Genomic DNA, 15,492 nt, shown 5'->3' on the forward strand with positions numbered 1-15,492 from the left:
CCCGAGAACGTCACCGTACTACGCACCCACATTTGTGAGGTCCCGCATCTGTAAGGTGATGACAGTGGCTGAGATACTTGCCGCCAGCGAGGCGATGGAGCGGGCGCTGGCGCTGCTCGAAGGCGGCGATGTCGTCGCCATTCCGACCGAAACCGTCTACGGCCTGGCCGGCGACGCCACCAACGGCGTTGGCGTGGCGCGCATCTTCGAGGCCAAGGGCCGGCCGCGCTTCAACCCGCTGATCGCCCACGTTGCCGATCTGCCGATGGCCGAGCGCATCGCAGTGTTCGATCCGCTGTCGAAAAGACTGGCGCAGACATTCTGGCCGGGACCGCTGACGCTGGTGCTGCCGCAGCGGCCCGGCAACGGCATCCATCCACTGGTCACTGCCGGGTTGGACACGATCGCGCTGCGCATGCCGAAAGGCTTCGGCGGCGAGCTGATCGCCAGGCTCGGACGCCCGCTTGCGGCGCCCAGCGCCAATTCTTCGGGAAGGATCAGCGCCACGACGGCCCAGGCGGTGGCGGCCGATCTCGGCGCAAAAATCAAGCTGGTGGTCGATGGCGGCGCAACGTCCGTCGGGCTCGAATCGACGATCGTCAAGGTCGAGGGTGGAAAGCTGCGGCTGCTGCGGCCGGGCGGCATTGCTGCCGAGGAGATCGAAACGGCCGCCGGCATGGCGCTGCTGCGCGGTGCGACAGCCATTGAGGCTCCGGGCATGTTGGCCTCGCATTATGCGCCGGGTGCTGCGGTGCGGATCAATGCGGCAAAAGTCGCAAAGGGCGAAGCCTTGCTGGCGTTCGGCGGCCGCCGTGCCGACGGCTGGCAAAGCGCTGCCGCTTTTCGCAACCTGTCCGAGACCGGCGACCTGCGCGAGGCCGCAGCCAACCTCTTTGCCCACATGCAGGATCTCGATCGCAGCGGCGCCAAGACAATCGCTGTCGAGCCGATCCCGTTCGACGGCCTGGGCGAGGCGATCAACGACCGGCTTTCGCGCGCCGCCGCCCCTCGTGACAAGATCGACTGAGGACCGGAGTTTCCATTCATGAACGACATATCCAGGGATATCGACCCCGCCCTCATTGATCGCTTTGCGGCCATCGTCGGCGACAAATATGCTCTCCGCGACCAGCAGGACATCGCGCCTTACCTGACGGAGAGACGCGGCCTTTGGCATGGCCGGACGGCGCTGGTGCTGAGGCCCGGCAGCGTCGACGAGGTTAGCAGCATCATGCGGCTGGCGACCGAGACGGCAACGCCTATCGTTCCGCAAAGCGGCAATACCGGGCTGGTCGGCGCGCAGGTGCCGGATATGTCCGGACGTGAGATTGTGCTGTCGCTATCGCGGCTGAACCGCATCCGCGAGATCGACGTCCTGTCCAATACGGTGACGGTCGAGGCCGGGGTCATCCTGCAAACGCTGCAGGAAGCGGCAGATGCGGCCGACCGGCTGTTTCCGCTGTCGCTTGCCGCGCAAGGCTCCTGCCAGATCGGCGGCAATCTCTCTTCCAATGCCGGCGGCACCGGCGTGCTTGCCTATGGCAATGCGCGTGAGCTCTGCCTCGGGGTCGAGGTCGTGCTGCCGACGGGCGAGGTGTTCGACGATTTGCGCAAGCTGAAGAAGGACAACACCGGCTACGATCTGAAGAACCTGTTCGTCGGCGCCGAGGGTACGCTCGGCATCATCACCGCTGCCGTGCTCAAGCTCTTCCCCAAGCCCAAGGGGCGTGAGGTGGCTTTCGCCGGCCTGCCCTCGCCGGAGGCGGCGCTGTCCCTGTTCGGCCTGGCGATGGACCGTGCCGGGGCCGCACTCACCGCTTTCGAGCTGATCGGACAGAGGCCCTACGACTTTACGCTTCAGCACGCGCCAGGGGTCGTGCGGCCGCTAGCCGGGGATTGGCCATGGTATGTGCTGATGCAGATCTCGTCGGGCCGCTCCGCGGAGGATGCGAGGACCCTGATCGAGGAGGTGCTGTCGGAAGGTCTCGAACAGGAAATCGTCGGCGACGCGGTGATCGCGGCAACTCTCGCCCAGGGCGACGCCTTCTGGAATTTCCGCGAGGTGCTGCCCGACTCGCAGAAACCCGAAGGCGCCTCGATCAAGCACGACATCTCAGTGCCGGTGGCAGCTATCCCGCAATTCATCGAAAAGGCCGCCGGCGCCGTGCAGTCGGTCAGCCCGGGTGCGCGCGAGGTCTGTTTCGGCCACATGGGGGACGGCAATCTCCACTATAATATTTCCCGGCCGGTCGGCGGCGATGACGACGCGTTTCTCGGGCTCTATCACACCATGAATAAGGCGGTGCACGATGTCGTTCGCAGCTTCCACGGCTCGATCTCGGCAGAGCACGGCATCGGCCAGCTGAAACGGGACGAATTGATCGCGACGGCGCCGCCGATGGCGATCGATCTGATGCGCAGGGTGAAGACGGCCTTCGATCCGGCCGGCATCATGAATCCCGGTAAGGTTATCTGATCCTTTCGATATCCTGTGCCTGGTCGTATTCCGATAACCATCCCTCTGAGATCAGCAAAATTTAACCGACTTTCTTAAGCGCCGCGATAAGAAGCCCGCGCTAATGTTTCTCCACAACGAGGCTGGAAAAACCGGCCCGGAGACCCGGAAGACCGGCTCTCAGGAGAGACAGGAAAGGCACAATATGAACACTGGACTGAAGCCAGTCTGGGCCGGGCGCAACATGCGCCTCGATCCATTCCGCCTGCCGCAAGTGGTGAGCTATGCCACGCGCGACGACTATGGCGACGTTACCTTCACCATCGACCACCGTGGCGCCGTCATTCGCCGCATGCTGGAGATGAGCGGCGTGCCGGCGATCATCGCTTTGCCCGCCAACGCATTTCGCGGCGTGGCCGCCCGCGCGATGGAGGATCCGGATGGCAATGTCACGGTGACCTTGGAACTTCTGCACAATGATCCGATGCTGTCGGTGCCGCTGCTGGTGGCCGACGATCTCGAGGATGTCGCCGCCGATTGGCGCGCCTGGGCCGACGCTTACCGTCTGCCGATGCTTCTGATCGAATCCGACGGCATCGCCCGCACGCTGGAGGAATCGTTAGGCGCTGCCATCAAGACATTGCCGGCGCAGGACCGCCGCAAGGGTCGCGTTTCGAACACGCGCCGCCCGCGCTTCCTCGCCCGCCGCAGGGCCGGCGACCTCGGCCTCAGACTGGTGATTGGCGGACAGGAAATTATCTCACGCGAGTAGTCCACATGCGCCTCTTCCTTCTCCCACAAGAAGGGGAGACGGGAGCCTAAACCAGCGGCTTCAGCGCCGCCCAGACCGCACCACCGATCAGGCCAAGGAAGATCAGCCAGCCGACCTGGTTATTCGACTTGAACAGTCGCAGGCACTGGTCCGGATCGTCGATGTCAAGCACGGCGATCTGCCGCGTCATATGAGCGCCGGCGGCGACCAGCCCGGCCAGCGCCGGCACTGGCGCCTGCGCCGACGCAAAGGCGATGGCGAAGCAGACCAGCGCTCCGCCATAGAGCCCGACAAGCCAGGCCTTGGTGTTGTCGCCGAACAGGCGTGCGGTCGAGCGCACACCGACGATGGCGTCGTCTTCCTTGTCCTGATGTGCATAGATCGTGTCATAGCCGATCACCCACAGGATCGAGCCGATATAGAGCATGACGGCCGGGCCATCGATGTCGCCGAACTCCGCCGCCCATCCCATCAGCGCACCCCAGGAAAAAGCGAGTCCGAGAACGAGTTGCGGCCAGTTGGTAAATCGCTTCATGAACGGATAAATGGCGACGATCGCGAGCGAACAGACGCCGAGCAGGATGGCGAAGCTGTTGAACTGCAGAAGTACAGCGAGGCCGACCAAAGCCTGGATAAGGAGAAATGCCCAGGCCTGCCGGCGTGTGACCTTTCCCGCCGGCAGCGGCCGCGAGCGCGTGCGCTCCACCTGGTTATCGATGTCCTGGTCGACGAGATCGTTGTAGGTGCAGCCGGCGCCGCGCATGGCGATGGCGCCGGCCAGGAACAGCCCGAGATACCAGGGGGTCGGCAGTAGCGAGAGAACCGGGTCGCCGGGGCGAGGGTAGGCGCTTGCTGCAAGGGCAGCCGACCACCAGCACGGCCACAGCAGCAGCTGCCAGCCGATTGGCCGGTCCCATCGCGCAAGCTGCGCATAGGGCCACAGCCAGCGTGGCAGTATGCGGTAGACCCAGTGGCCGCTCGGCGCATCGGCGACGCGGCCCTGGGCCGCTTTCGACTGGACGGTTTCCATTGCGCTGAAGTGGCAGCCGCGGCGAACGCCGTCAAGCGGCAAGCCGGGCCGATACATTCCCGTTCCCGCATGGAATTGCTCTCAAAGTCTGCCAAAATGTCTTGACCCATCATCCGGGTCGCAATAGCGCAGTGCTGATCATGGAATGGCAAGGAATCTGGGCATGCGTGTTTTGTTGATCGGCTCCGGCGGCCGCGAACATGCCTTGGCCTGGAAGATCGCGGCCTCGCCGCTGCTGACCAAGCTGTATGCGGCCCCCGGCAATCCGGGCATCGGCCGCGAAGCTGAACTGGTGACGCTAGATACTGCAGGTCATGCGGCGGTGGCCCGGTTTTGCACCGAGAAAAACATCGACCTCGTCGTCATCGGGCCGGAAGGGCCGCTGGTCGCCGGCATTGCCGACGACCTTCGCGCCGCAGGCATCCGCGTGTTCGGCCCGTCCAAGGCTGCGGCGCGGCTGGAAGGTTCGAAGGGTTTCACCAAGGACCTTTGCGCGAGATACGACATCCCGACCGCCGCCTATGGCCGTTTCGGCGACCTGACGTCGGCCAGGGCCTATGTCGAAAAGATGGGCGCGCCGATCGTCATCAAGGCAGACGGCCTCGCCGCCGGAAAGGGCGTCACTGTTGCCATGACGCTGGCCGAGGCGCTGGCGGCACTCGATGCCTGTTTCGACGGGTCCTTCGGACAGGCCGGCGCGGAGGTCGTGGTCGAGGAGTTCCTCACCGGCGAAGAAGCGAGCTTCTTTTGCCTGTGCGACGGCGTCACCGCGCTGCCGTTCGGCACCGCACAGGACCACAAGCGCCTCAGTGACGGCGACATCGGCCCGAACACCGGCGGCATGGGCGCCTATTCGCCGGCTTCGGTAATGACGCCGGAGATGATCGGCCGCACCATGCGCGAGATCGTCGAGCCGACCATGCGCGGCATGGCCGAGCTTGGCGCGCCGTTTTCCGGCGTGCTGTTCGCCGGCCTGATGATCACGGACAAGGGGCCGAAGCTGATCGAATACAACACCCGTTTCGGTGACCCGGAATGTCAGGTGCTGATGATGCGGCTGAAAGATGATCTCTTGGTCCTGCTGAACGCTTCTGCCGACGGCCAGCTTGCGCATAGCTCAGTGCGCTGGCGCGACGAGGCGGCGCTTACCGTGGTGATGGCGGCCAGGGGCTATCCCGGCACGCCGGAAAAGGGTTCGGTGATCCGCGGCGTCGAAGAGGCCGCGGGCGATGGCGTCGAGATTTTTCATGCCGGCACCGCCATCAACGGCGGCGCGCTGGTCGCCAATGGCGGCCGTGTGCTCGACGTCACGGCTGTCGGCGGCACGGTCGGCGAGGCGCAGAGGCGAGCCTATGCCGCGCTCGACCGGATCGATTGGCCGCAAGGCTTCTGCCGCCGCGACATCGGCTGGCAGGCTGTTGCGCGCGAGCAGACACGCTGATCCTTCAACGGCTTTAGAATTCAGCGCAGCCCACGGTCGAACTCGGTCGATGCGGTGCTGACCGGATCGCTGGCGGCGCGCGCCGCTTCGGAGGCCGATGCGGAGGGCTTTTCCTTCCGCGTCCAGGCCACATACTCGGCGATCCCGTGCGAAAGGCGCGGCGCTGCCTCTACAAAAGCCATTTGAAAGCTGCTGCGGAATTTGGTCCAGCGTGCGCTGAACGTGGCGATCATTTCGGTGAAGCTCGGCGGTGGTACCGCCACGGTGGCGTAGGTAATGGCATTGCCGGCTAGCCCGGCCTCGCGCGAGAGAGGCACCGGTATCGAGGCGAGGTAATCCGGCTGCACGTCGATCAGGCCGCCGAAGGGCCATTGCGCGCGCAATGCGGCGGCATCCATCGGTGCGACATTGACATCGATATCGTTGGGCGTGCCAGCCACCCGGTAAGGGCAGCGGAACCGCCCGCAATTGGCTTTTGCCGAAAACTGCCAGAGTGCGTAGCCTTGCCAGTTGCCCATCGGGAAATGCACGCCGATGTCTGGCTTGTAGCGCGCATACCAGAGCGGTAGCCGCGACAGGAGCCGGTATTTGTACTTGTTGTCGGCGATGTGCTTGGCGGTCTTGCCGTTGGTGTAGAGCACGGGAAAGCGGCCAATCCGCCGATGCACATGGCGCACGAACGCTTCGGCATCCTCGAGCGACATCCATTTCGTGGGGTCATCGTCCTCGATGTCGAGGGCAAGCAGGTCATCCGGCCCAGGCTTCGCGAAGTTGATGAAATTATTGGCCTGTCCCACCGGATCGCCGGGGCGGGCGAGATGATAAGCGCCCCATTTCAGGCCGAGCGCCTTGGCCACCACCTTGCGCGTCTGGAACAGTTCCTGTGCTACCGCATGGCGCTTCCACAGCGTCTTGCAGAGCCTCGTCTCGGTCTCGGCGCCGAAACAGAAATAGGCTGGCGGCATCCCATCCGAGGCCTTGTTGATGAAGCCGACGATGCGCTTGTCGGTCGCAAGCTCGGCCCAGTCGATGGAATTATATTCGTAGGCATCGATCACCAGCGCCCGGTCGGCATTCTTCCACGGCTCGGAAAAATCCGAGGCTTCTGCCACCGGCGTCAGCGCCATCGCCGCAATGAAAGCGAGAAGCGCTGAGCGGCGAAGTGGGTGCGCCGGTTTTTTCAAACAGGAAATCCCCGCTGGCTAAACACCAATCCTGAACCGCCACGGTTAAGGAAATACTTCGGGTCCGCAAGAGGCTGAGTTGGGGCTGGCGAGGTCATCATTGTGGCACTTTTGAGGGCAAAGCGACGAGCACGATTGTCAGTCGAATAGTTTCAATGCTGTTGCTATGGGCAAGAACAGTGATAGCGGACGGCTCTGCAAGGGTGTGAAGCCATGCTTGCGATAGAAAGCGGCCGCCTGGTCATCCTTGGCATCGACAATCAACGCGAAGGACGCAGGAGCAGCACTGACACTGCGTCGTAGCGCATCCACGAGCAACGCCGACCCGACCTGCCGTCCCTGGTATCTGACATCGACTGCCAGTCTGCCAATCAATATGGCGGGCAGAACCGGATAATGCGGCAGGCGTTTTGCTTGGTCTTCTGGCAAGGACGAGATCGGTATGCTCGACGCCGCCAAAGTGTAGTACCCGGCAATGGCTCCCGCATCGCGATCCACGGCAACGAAGCAATTGCCTACTCGGCGTTTGACATCCTGGCTGGCTTGTTCCCGGACATAGCGATCAAGCGCCAACACCCCGCAGCTGAACGCCTTGCGCTCATGCGACCCCCCGAGTGGTTCGATAATGAGGGCGAAATTCAACGCGGCTCGACGACAAGCCGTTTGTGAGCGTCGGCGGCCTTGCGCAGCGCTTCATTGGGCTCGGGTGGATTGAGAATCGCCTCCATCATGGCGCGCTGATCATCGATGGAAATACGCAGAATGGCGGTATCCTCGATCGTGCGCTGCGCCGCCTCTTGAGCGGCTGCGACCACGAAGTCACTGACGCTGCGGCCTTGGATTTCGGCAGCACGTTTCACCACGTTCAGCATATCCGGCGAAATACGAGCTTCGAGACGGGCCGTACGGGCCTGTTGGTTTGGCATCACAGTCACCTCTGATGCCGATATGTACGGTATATAGCCGTACATATCAAGTGCGATCTCTCTTCCCAATATGACCGCTGGCCGCCGTCACGGGCGCGAGAGCGGCTGGATCTGGAACGGATCGGGCGCCGGCGCTTGCGGAACCGTTCCCTCGGCCTCGCGTTTGCGGTTATGGGCCAGCGAGCATTGCGGCGAACACAGAATGCCGCGATCCGACCAATAGGCGGCGCCATCCTCGATCTTCCCGTGATGGTACCAAAAACCTGCCGCTCGGTAGGGCAGGCCGCATTCGATGCAGCGATAGGCGTCAGGTCTGGCGAGCACGGGCGGTCCGATCCGGTATTCTTGATCCGTCGCCGGTCGAACTTGTCCGGCTTTTTGCCGAATTTAACGTGTGTCGCAGCAATTGCAAAATCTGCGTGACAAAATTTGACGTTTACGTAAAAAGAAGCCGAAAGGGGAGACCCGAAGCGGGTGGCTTTGTTGCGGCACGGATCTTAAGTTGCGTGCCGGACGGAGGAGGAGCGAGCGGCATGTATCGGGCACCAGTCGACGAAATCGCCTTCACGCTGAAGCATGTGGCCGGCCTGAAACCGGCGCTCGACGCCGGCACCTTTGGCGACCTCGGCGAAGACCTGGTCGATGCCATTCTGGCGGAAGCCGGCCGCTTCGCCACGGAGGAGGTTGCGCCGCTCTATAAGATCGGCGACGAACAAGGCGCAGTGCTGAAGGACGCGGCCGTCACCACGCCGCCCGGCTGGAAACAACTCTATCGTCGCTGGATCGACGGCGGCTGGAACGCGCTGTCCGCACCGGAGGAATTCGGCGGCCAGGCGCTGCCGGCCATGCTGGGCGTCGCCGCGCTCGAAATGTGGAACTCCGCCGCCATGGCTTTCGGTATCGGCCCGACGCTGACCATGGGGGCGGTCGAAGCGCTCGACAAGCACGCCTCGCCGGCGCTGAAGGCCAAATATCTGGAAAAGCTCGTCTCCGGCGAATGGATGGGCACGATGAACCTGACTGAGCCGCAGGCGGGCTCGGACCTGAATGCCTTGCGCACCCGCGCCGAGCCGGCCGGCGACGGCACCTACCGCATCTTCGGGCAAAAGATATTCATCACCTATGGCGAGCACGATTTCACCGACAACATCATCCATCTGGTGCTGGCACGGTTGCCGGACGCGCCGGCTGGCACGCGTGGTCTTTCGCTGTTCCTGGTGCCGAAATTCCTTGTCGGCGACGATGGCGCGCTGGGCGCACGCAACGACGTCTTCTGCTCCGGGCTGGAGCACAAATTGGGCATCCACGCCTCGCCGACCTGCACCATGATCTATGGCGACGGTTTCGAAGGCATGGTGCCTGGCGCGATCGGCTGGCTGATCGGTGAGGAAAACAAGGGCCTCGCCTGCATGTTCACCATGATGAACAATGCGCGGCTCGCCGTCGGCATCCAGGGCGTAGCGGTGGCCGAAACGGCCACGCAGAAGGCGCTCGCCTACGCCAATGACCGCCGGCAAGGCAAGGCTGCGAGTTATGACGGCAACGGCATGGCGCCGATCGTCCATCACCCTGACGTGCAGCGCAATCTCCTGACCATGAAAGCGCTGACCCAGATTGCGCGCGCCATCAGCTATTCCTGCGCGCATGCCATCGATCATGCGCGCATAACCAGTGGCGATGAGGCCAGCCACTGGCAGGAACGCGCCAATCTTTTGACGCCGCTGGCCAAGGCCTTTTCGACCGATGTCGGCGTCGAGGTCGCCTCGCTCGGGCTGCAGGTGCACGGCGGCATGGGTTTCATCGAGGAGACGGGTGCGGCAGCACTTTATCGCGACGCGCGAATCGCGCCGATCTATGAGGGCACCAACGGCATCCAGGCGATCGACCTGGTGGTGCGCAAGCTGCCGCTTGGCGGCGGCGAGCACATTCATGTTTACATCGCCGAGCTGAAGGTGGTCGCCAATCAAGTGCGGACGTCAAATCTTCAAGGTTTTGGTCGCACCGCCGATGGTCTCGACAAGGCGCTCGACGACCTCAGCCAAGCGACGCGCTTCCTGCAAGGGCTGCTTGCCGACAGGCGCTCGGACGAGGCGCTGGCCGGTGCGACGCCGTATCTGAGGCTGATCTCGCTTGCGGCGGGCGGCGCCTATCTGGCACGCGGCGCGCTTTCCGACCAAAGCCGCATCGCCCTTTGCCGTTTCTTCGCCGAAAACCTGCTTGGCGAAGCGGGCGCGCTGAAGGAGCGCGTGATCGGCGGCGGCGAAAGCCTCGCCGCCGCCGGCAAGACGCTGATTTCTGCCTAGCGTTTCACTAGGCCTGATGCTCCAAAAGGGCCTGACGTTCACAAAGGATCACCCGTGACAGAGCATATCCTCGTCGAGCGCCAGGGCGCCATCCAGATCATCCGCATGAACCGCCCGGACAAGAAGAACGCGCTGACGCGCGCCATGTATGCGACAATGTCTAAATCTCTTGCCGAGGGCGACGCCGATCCGGCGGTCCGCGTCCATGTCTTTTTGGGCGTGCCCGGCGCCTTCTCTTCCGGCAACGATCTTGCCGATTTCATGGTTATTGCCACCGGCGGCGAAGGCGGCACCGAGGTCTGGGATTTCCTGATGGCGCTGGCCAGGACGGAAAAGCCCATGGTTTCAGGCGTCGATGGCATCGCGGTCGGCATCGGCACCACGCTCAACCTGCATTGCGACCTGACCTTCGCCACGCCGCGCACAATGTTCCGCACGCCCTTCGTCGATCTCGGCCTGGTCCCGGAGGCCGGGTCGAGCCTGCTTGCGCCTGAGATTCTGGGCCGACAAGGCGCCTTCGCGCTGCTTGGTCTCGGTGAAGGCTTTTCGGCTGAGCGAGCGAAGGCCGCCGGACTGATCTACGCGGTGGTCGAGGAGAGCGAGCTTGAAACCTCCGTGCTTGCCGCCGCCGGCCAGATCGCGGCCAAGCCACCGCAAGCGCTGAAGATCGCGCGTGACCTGATGCGCGGCTCGCGTGAAGACCTCGTCGCCCGCATCCGTGAGGAGAGCGAGCATTTCCGAGAACGGCTCAAATCCGACGAGGCGCGCGCTGCCTTGACGGCCTTCATGACCAGGAAGAAAGGGTGAATCAGGATCGCGGCTAACGGTGCTCGGTCGCGATACGGATGCCGAGGCCGATCAGCACCATTCCTGTGACGCCTTCGATGACGCGGCGGATCGATGGCCGGCGCAGAAAATCCCCGGCCTTGGCGACGACCGTTGCGTAGAGCGTCAGCCAGGTAAAGGTCATGATGGCGAAGACCGCGCCCAGACTAAGCAACGCGGCGAAGCTTTCCTCACCCGGTGGCACGAACTGGGGCAAAAGGCTGGCGAAGAACACGGCCATCTTTGGATTGCCGAGATCGCTGATCAGGCCCTGGCGAAAGGCGCTTGCCGCCCTCAGCCGCCGCGAAGGCTTGGCGACAGTCAACGCCTCCGCTTCGTGGGACGGACGCAACGCCTCTTGCAGCGCCTTGACGCCGAGATAGACGAGATAGGCAGCACCGGCATATTTGAGGGCGAGGAAAAGCGGTTCCGAAGCGACGAGCAAAGCGACAATGCCGGCGCTGGTGGCCAATGCCCAGATCGTCTGGCCGCTGGCGATACCAAGCGCGGTGAACACGCCGCCGGCGCGCCCGCCGAGAAGTGCGTTGCGAATGGTGATGGCCGTGTCCGGTCCGGGTGTGGCGAGGACGACGAACGAGACGCCGAGGAATGCCAGGAACAGGCTCATGGTTCACCCTTTTGCGACCGGAGCGGCATGAAACCATATCTTGCCGCCCGGTCTTCGAAAAGGCTCAGGGATTCTTCGAAAAGGCTCAGGGATAGAGCCTCGTCTTGTCCCAGCCGCCCTCAGCGTTACGGGAAAAAACGAGGCGGTCATGCAGCCGGAAAGGCCGGTCGTGCCAGAACTCGATCGTCTGCGGCACGATCCGGAAGCCAGACCAGTGTTTCGGTCGCGGGATCTCACCGATCGCGTGGCGCGCTGTGTATTCGGCAACGGCTTTTTCGAGTGCGAAGCGGCTCTCCAGTGGCCGCGACTGTTTCGACGCCCAGGCGCCGATGCGGCTGCCGCGCGGACGCGTCGCATAATAGGCGTCCGCTTCCGCCTCGGTAACGATCTCCACCGGTCCACGCGCGCGCACCTGCCGGCGCAGAGATTTCCAGTGGAAGCACATCGCCGCCTTCATGCTGCCAAGAATCTCGCGGCCTTTGGCGCTTTCGAAATTCGTGTAGAAGACAAATCCGCTTTCATCGAACCCCTTGAGCAGTACCATCCGCACATTCGGCATGCCCTCGGCATCGACGGTCGCCAGCGCCACGCCGTTGGGATCGTTGATCTCACTTTTCGTCGCATCGTCGAGCCATGCGGCAAAGAGGCGGAATGGCTCGGTAGCCTCGGTAAAGTCACCGCTTGTTAACTCGGTTTCGCTCATAGTTTTTCCAAATTCTGTTGCCGGCTGGGGAGACTGCCGATTGTCGCGCATCGCGCAACCTTTTGACAGCGGGCAATGGAGCCTTATTGCTTCGGCCAGCGCCCAGGCTGCGGTCAAGGCCGCCGCGATCGCGTTGGCCGTCCTGCCGCTTGCTGCGTGCGGTGCCGGCGGCTTCAGCCTGGAGCAGGCCGAGGTCGACCGTACGATCCTGACCAGCAGCACGCCTGCTTCTGCCTCGCCGATCGATCAGGATCGCGTCTCGGACCAGACGACGATTCGCAACGCGGTGTCTTCCGCCGACATTCAGGAACTTGGCGGGCAGGCGGTTCCCTGGGCGAATTCCGATACCGGTTCGCGCGGCTCGATCACCGAACTGGCGGAGTCCAGGGACAACGGCCAGCTTTGCCGCCGCTTTACCGCCTCGCGCGAAAGTTTCGATGGCGTCGCCCTGTTCAAGGGTGAGGTATGCCTGGCGGGCGCCGGCGCCTGGCGGATGCAGGACTTCAAAGCGCTCTGATTTTCCGCCATCATACGACCACGCGCCACTGGAATTTCTTCCTATGCGAGCGCATATAGGTGGCAATCGTGGACTTAACTCCATCTCCAGGGCAGGAAGCATGCGCGACCCCTATGAGGTGCTGGGCGTTGCTAAGAACGCATCGGCCAAGGACATAAAATCGGCGTACCGTAAACTCGCCAAGGCTTATCATCCGGACCAGAATCCGGATCCCAAGGCGAAGGAGCGGTTTGCCGCGGCCAACCAGGCTTACGAGATCGTCGGCGACGAGAAGAACCGTGCGGCTTTTGATCGCGGCGAGATCGACGTCGACGGCAAGCCGCGCTTCCAGGGCTTCGAGGGTGCGGCGGGCGGCGCCGATCCTTTCTCCGGTTTTCGCCGGCAGCAAGGGCCCGGCGGTTCGCGCTTCGAGTTTCGCTCAAGCCGTCCGGGCGGCGATCCGTTCGACGGCAACAGCGATATCTTCAGTCAGATTTTCGGCGAGACCTTCTCTCGCGGTGCCGGCACGGGCGCCGGCCGACAGGCGCCGTCCGGCGCCGACCTGAACGTGACGCTCGACGTCACCATCGAGGAAGCGGCGACCGCCGAGAAGGTGACGGCGATGTTCCCCGACGGACGCAAGGTCGCCGTCAAGCTGCCAGCTTATGTCGAGGACGGCCAGACCATCCGGCTGAAGGGCCAGGGCGAGCAAGGGCCGGGGCAGCCGGGCGACGCGCTGGTCAAGATCCGCTTCCGGCGGCACCCGCGCTATCGTGTCGAAGGCCGCGACCTTCATGCAGACCTGCCGGTTGCGCTGGCGGATGCCGTGCTGGGTGCCAAGGTGGCGGTTGAAACACCGACCGGCAAGCTTGCCGTCAATGTTCCCGCCTGGTCGAGCTCGGACAAGGTCCTGCGATTGAAGGGCAGGGGCCTGCCGGAAAAAGTCGGCGGTCACGGCGATCTCTACGCCCATGTGCGGCTGATGCTGCCTGAAGACGGCGACAGCGATCTCGAAGCGCTGATGCGCAACCGGCAACGCTGACGCCTCTTGCAGCTCGCGACCGGCGCTGCCTCCCTCCTGGTGCATGATCTAGTTTTTTGGAGCCGCTTCCTCCATTCGCCGGATCGTTTCGCCAAAGCGGCGCAGCGCCTGCCTCACCGGAACGTGCCGGCTCTCGATCTCCAGCAGGATCATCGTCTCGCTTCCAAGAAAGGCGGCGCTGACGAGGCTAGTCACTTCGGCGGCAGAAAATTGCCCAAGACCGCCGAATTGTCGGCCCGCCTCTTCCGCCAGCCCGGCCAGGAGCTCAAACCAGCCGCGCAGATCGCGGCGCACCGCTTTGGCGATCTCGGGGCTCGACCAACTGGCTGCGATCATCTCGTGCAGGACGCGAACATAGCCGGACGCCAAATCCTCATCGAGGAAATCACAGGCACGTTCCCAACGGCGCCACAGCGGCATCGGTGCTGCAAATGTTTCCGCCTGGCGCTTTAGCAGGCGCTCGTTCAAATGATCGAGCAGGGCCAGGATCAGGCGTTCCTTGGAGCCGAAATGATAGTGGATCTGGCTGAGGGGAACGCCCGCTGTCTCGGCAACGCGCCGCGTCGACAACTCAGCGAAACCGTCCCGATGCAGGCAAATCTCGGCTGCCGCCAGCAGTTCGGCGCGTGTGTCGCGCCTTACCTTGTTGTTCGAACCCGTCGCATCAGATTTGTCTGCGACGTCTGTCATGCGGTGTGCCCGTTGCTCGAATGGGCACGCTGTTGGTGATGCATGATTTCTCCTGTCCAGGTTCGCGTCTCACCACCTTACTTCAGTCGAGCGACCGATCAAGTTGACTCTCTTCTCTAATTGTGATGTTATGTGAATTCGGTCGACCGACCGAATTTTTATGCTTGCAAGGAGGGGGAGCATGGCGGGCGTAATCACCCTTATTTACGGCATTGTCGCATACGTCATATTTTTGGGCTCGTTTCTCTACGCCGTCGGCTTCGTCGGCAATCTAGTGGTTCCGAAATCGATCGATTCCGGAACCGTGGGAAGTCCGGTCGAAGCCGTGATCGTCAACACGCTGCTGCTCGGTCTTTTCGCCGCGCAGCACAGCGTCATGGCGCGCCCGGCCTTCAAGCGATGGTGGACGCGGCTTGTGCCGAGGTCGGCTGAGCGCAGCACCTATGTGCTGCTGGCCAGCCTCATCCTGCTGCTGCTTTATTGGCAATGGCGGCCGATCCCCGGACTTGTCTGGACGATCGAGAACCCACTGTGGACCGCCGTCATCCATGGCGTATTCTGGCTTGGATGGGCGATCTTGCTGATCAGCACCTGTCTGATCAACCACTTCGAACTGTTCGGCCTGTCGCAGGCCTTCGCCGCGTTGCGCAAGAAGGAACTGCCGCCTCCCGTCTTCAGAACGCCGCTCTTCTACAAATGGGTCCGGCATCCGATCTATGTCGGCTTTCTGCTGGCCTTCTGGGCGACGCCGTCGATGACATGGGGCCATCTTCTGTTTTCGCTCGGCACGACCGGTTACATCCTGCTTGGCATTTTCCTCGAGGAGCGGGATCTCGTCATGCTGTTCGGCGATCGGTACCGTCTCTACCGCAAACAGGTGGGAATGCTCTTCCCCTGGCGCAAAGTTGCCGAATAGGCAGCATTTTCGGCTCAAATCCCGGCACGGGATACGAGACAGCCTCGCCTGAGGCACGGGACTGTTACCGTGTGCGTCGAG

General features: G+C 63.1%; 17 protein-coding genes. 9 read left to right on the top strand and 8 right to left on the bottom strand.

The window, feature by feature from the left end:
• Positions 1-64: 64 nt before the first annotated feature.
• The 3 genes from AC0L26_RS03720 (at position 65) to AC0L26_RS03730 (ending at position 3,227) form a co-directional block, all read left to right on the top strand.
• Entirely contained in the window at positions 65-1,027 is a 963-nt protein-coding gene (locus tag AC0L26_RS03720) for an L-threonylcarbamoyladenylate synthase (protein ID WP_473631302.1), read from the top strand.
• Positions 1,028-1,045: 18 nt separating this feature from the next.
• Complete coding sequence (locus AC0L26_RS03725; protein WP_473631304.1) at positions 1,046-2,476, top strand: FAD-binding oxidoreductase; 1,431 nt, start codon at positions 1,046-1,048, stop codon at positions 2,474-2,476.
• A gap of 184 nt (positions 2,477-2,660) precedes the next feature.
• Positions 2,661-3,227 (top strand): DUF6101 family protein, encoded by a 567-nt coding sequence (locus AC0L26_RS03730; RefSeq protein WP_473631305.1) that lies wholly within the window; start codon positions 2,661-2,663, stop codon positions 3,225-3,227.
• Between the two features lie 46 nt (positions 3,228-3,273).
• Here the strand turns inward: AC0L26_RS03730 and ubiA are convergent, their stop codons facing one another.
• A complete protein-coding gene (gene ubiA, locus AC0L26_RS03735; RefSeq protein ID WP_473631535.1) occupies positions 3,274-4,257 on the bottom strand; it encodes a 4-hydroxybenzoate octaprenyltransferase in 984 nt (327 codons plus the stop codon).
• Positions 4,258-4,420: 163 nt separating this feature from the next.
• On the opposite strand from ubiA, the gene purD reads away from it, so the two are divergent.
• Positions 4,421-5,698, top strand: coding sequence for a phosphoribosylamine--glycine ligase (purD, locus tag AC0L26_RS03740; RefSeq protein ID WP_473631306.1), 1,278 nt, complete (start codon positions 4,421-4,423; stop codon positions 5,696-5,698).
• A 20-nt stretch (positions 5,699-5,718) separates the two neighbouring features.
• On the opposite strand, the gene AC0L26_RS03745 is transcribed toward purD, so the two are convergent.
• The 4 genes from AC0L26_RS03745 to AC0L26_RS03760 form a co-directional block, all read right to left on the bottom strand.
• Positions 5,719-6,825, bottom strand: coding sequence for a glycoside hydrolase family 25 protein (locus AC0L26_RS03745; protein ID WP_473631536.1), 1,107 nt, complete (start codon positions 6,823-6,825; stop codon positions 5,719-5,721).
• A gap of 195 nt (positions 6,826-7,020) precedes the next feature.
• Positions 7,021-7,524, bottom strand: a complete 504-nt coding sequence (locus AC0L26_RS03750; protein ID WP_473631307.1) for a GNAT family N-acetyltransferase — start codon at positions 7,522-7,524, stop codon at positions 7,021-7,023.
• The gene (locus AC0L26_RS03755) at positions 7,521-7,853 is read right to left on the bottom strand and encodes a type II toxin-antitoxin system TacA family antitoxin (protein ID WP_473631308.1); all 333 of its coding nucleotides are present in this window, start codon (positions 7,851-7,853) and stop codon (positions 7,521-7,523) included. The genes AC0L26_RS03750 and AC0L26_RS03755 overlap by 4 nt, the downstream gene beginning before the upstream one ends.
• A 42-nt stretch (positions 7,854-7,895) precedes the next feature.
• On the bottom strand, positions 7,896-8,132 hold the full coding sequence (locus AC0L26_RS03760) for a hypothetical protein (RefSeq protein ID WP_473631309.1): 237 nt from the start codon (positions 8,130-8,132) through the stop codon (positions 7,896-7,898).
• Positions 8,133-8,341: 209 nt separating this feature from the next.
• Between AC0L26_RS03760 and AC0L26_RS03765 the strand changes: the two genes are divergently transcribed.
• Together AC0L26_RS03765 and AC0L26_RS03770 are read left to right on the top strand one after the other, a co-directional pair.
• Entirely contained in the window at positions 8,342-10,111 is a 1,770-nt protein-coding gene (locus tag AC0L26_RS03765; RefSeq protein ID WP_473631310.1) for an acyl-CoA dehydrogenase, read from the top strand.
• A 54-nt stretch (positions 10,112-10,165) separates the two neighbouring features.
• A complete protein-coding gene (locus tag AC0L26_RS03770) occupies positions 10,166-10,918 on the top strand; it encodes a crotonase/enoyl-CoA hydratase family protein (RefSeq protein ID WP_473631311.1) in 753 nt (250 codons plus the stop codon).
• 13 nt (positions 10,919-10,931) lie between these two features.
• Here the strand turns inward: AC0L26_RS03770 and AC0L26_RS03775 are convergent, their stop codons facing one another.
• Together AC0L26_RS03775 and pdxH are read right to left on the bottom strand one after the other, a co-directional pair.
• On the bottom strand, positions 10,932-11,564 hold the full coding sequence (locus AC0L26_RS03775) for a LysE family translocator (RefSeq protein WP_473631312.1): 633 nt from the start codon (positions 11,562-11,564) through the stop codon (positions 10,932-10,934).
• Between the two features lie 85 nt (positions 11,565-11,649).
• On the bottom strand, positions 11,650-12,267 hold the full coding sequence (gene pdxH / locus AC0L26_RS03780; RefSeq protein WP_354494369.1) for a pyridoxamine 5'-phosphate oxidase: 618 nt from the start codon (positions 12,265-12,267) through the stop codon (positions 11,650-11,652).
• Positions 12,268-12,307: 40 nt separating this feature from the next.
• Between pdxH and AC0L26_RS03785 the strand changes: the two genes are divergently transcribed.
• Together AC0L26_RS03785 and AC0L26_RS03790 are read left to right on the top strand one after the other, a co-directional pair.
• Positions 12,308-12,784 (top strand): RT0821/Lpp0805 family surface protein, encoded by a 477-nt coding sequence (locus AC0L26_RS03785; RefSeq protein ID WP_473631313.1) that lies wholly within the window; start codon positions 12,308-12,310, stop codon positions 12,782-12,784.
• Between the two features lie 100 nt (positions 12,785-12,884).
• Positions 12,885-13,805 (top strand): DnaJ C-terminal domain-containing protein, encoded by a 921-nt coding sequence (locus AC0L26_RS03790; protein ID WP_473631314.1) that lies wholly within the window; start codon positions 12,885-12,887, stop codon positions 13,803-13,805.
• A gap of 48 nt (positions 13,806-13,853) precedes the next feature.
• Here the strand turns inward: AC0L26_RS03790 and AC0L26_RS03795 are convergent, their stop codons facing one another.
• Complete coding sequence (locus tag AC0L26_RS03795; RefSeq protein ID WP_473631315.1) at positions 13,854-14,495, bottom strand: TetR/AcrR family transcriptional regulator; 642 nt, start codon at positions 14,493-14,495, stop codon at positions 13,854-13,856.
• A gap of 181 nt (positions 14,496-14,676) precedes the next feature.
• On the opposite strand from AC0L26_RS03795, the gene mddA reads away from it, so the two are divergent.
• On the top strand, positions 14,677-15,411 hold the full coding sequence (mddA, locus tag AC0L26_RS03800; protein WP_473631316.1) for a methanethiol S-methyltransferase: 735 nt from the start codon (positions 14,677-14,679) through the stop codon (positions 15,409-15,411).
• Positions 15,412-15,492: the final 81 nt, after the last annotated feature.

The organism is Mesorhizobium sp. WSM4823 (assembly GCF_055811195.1).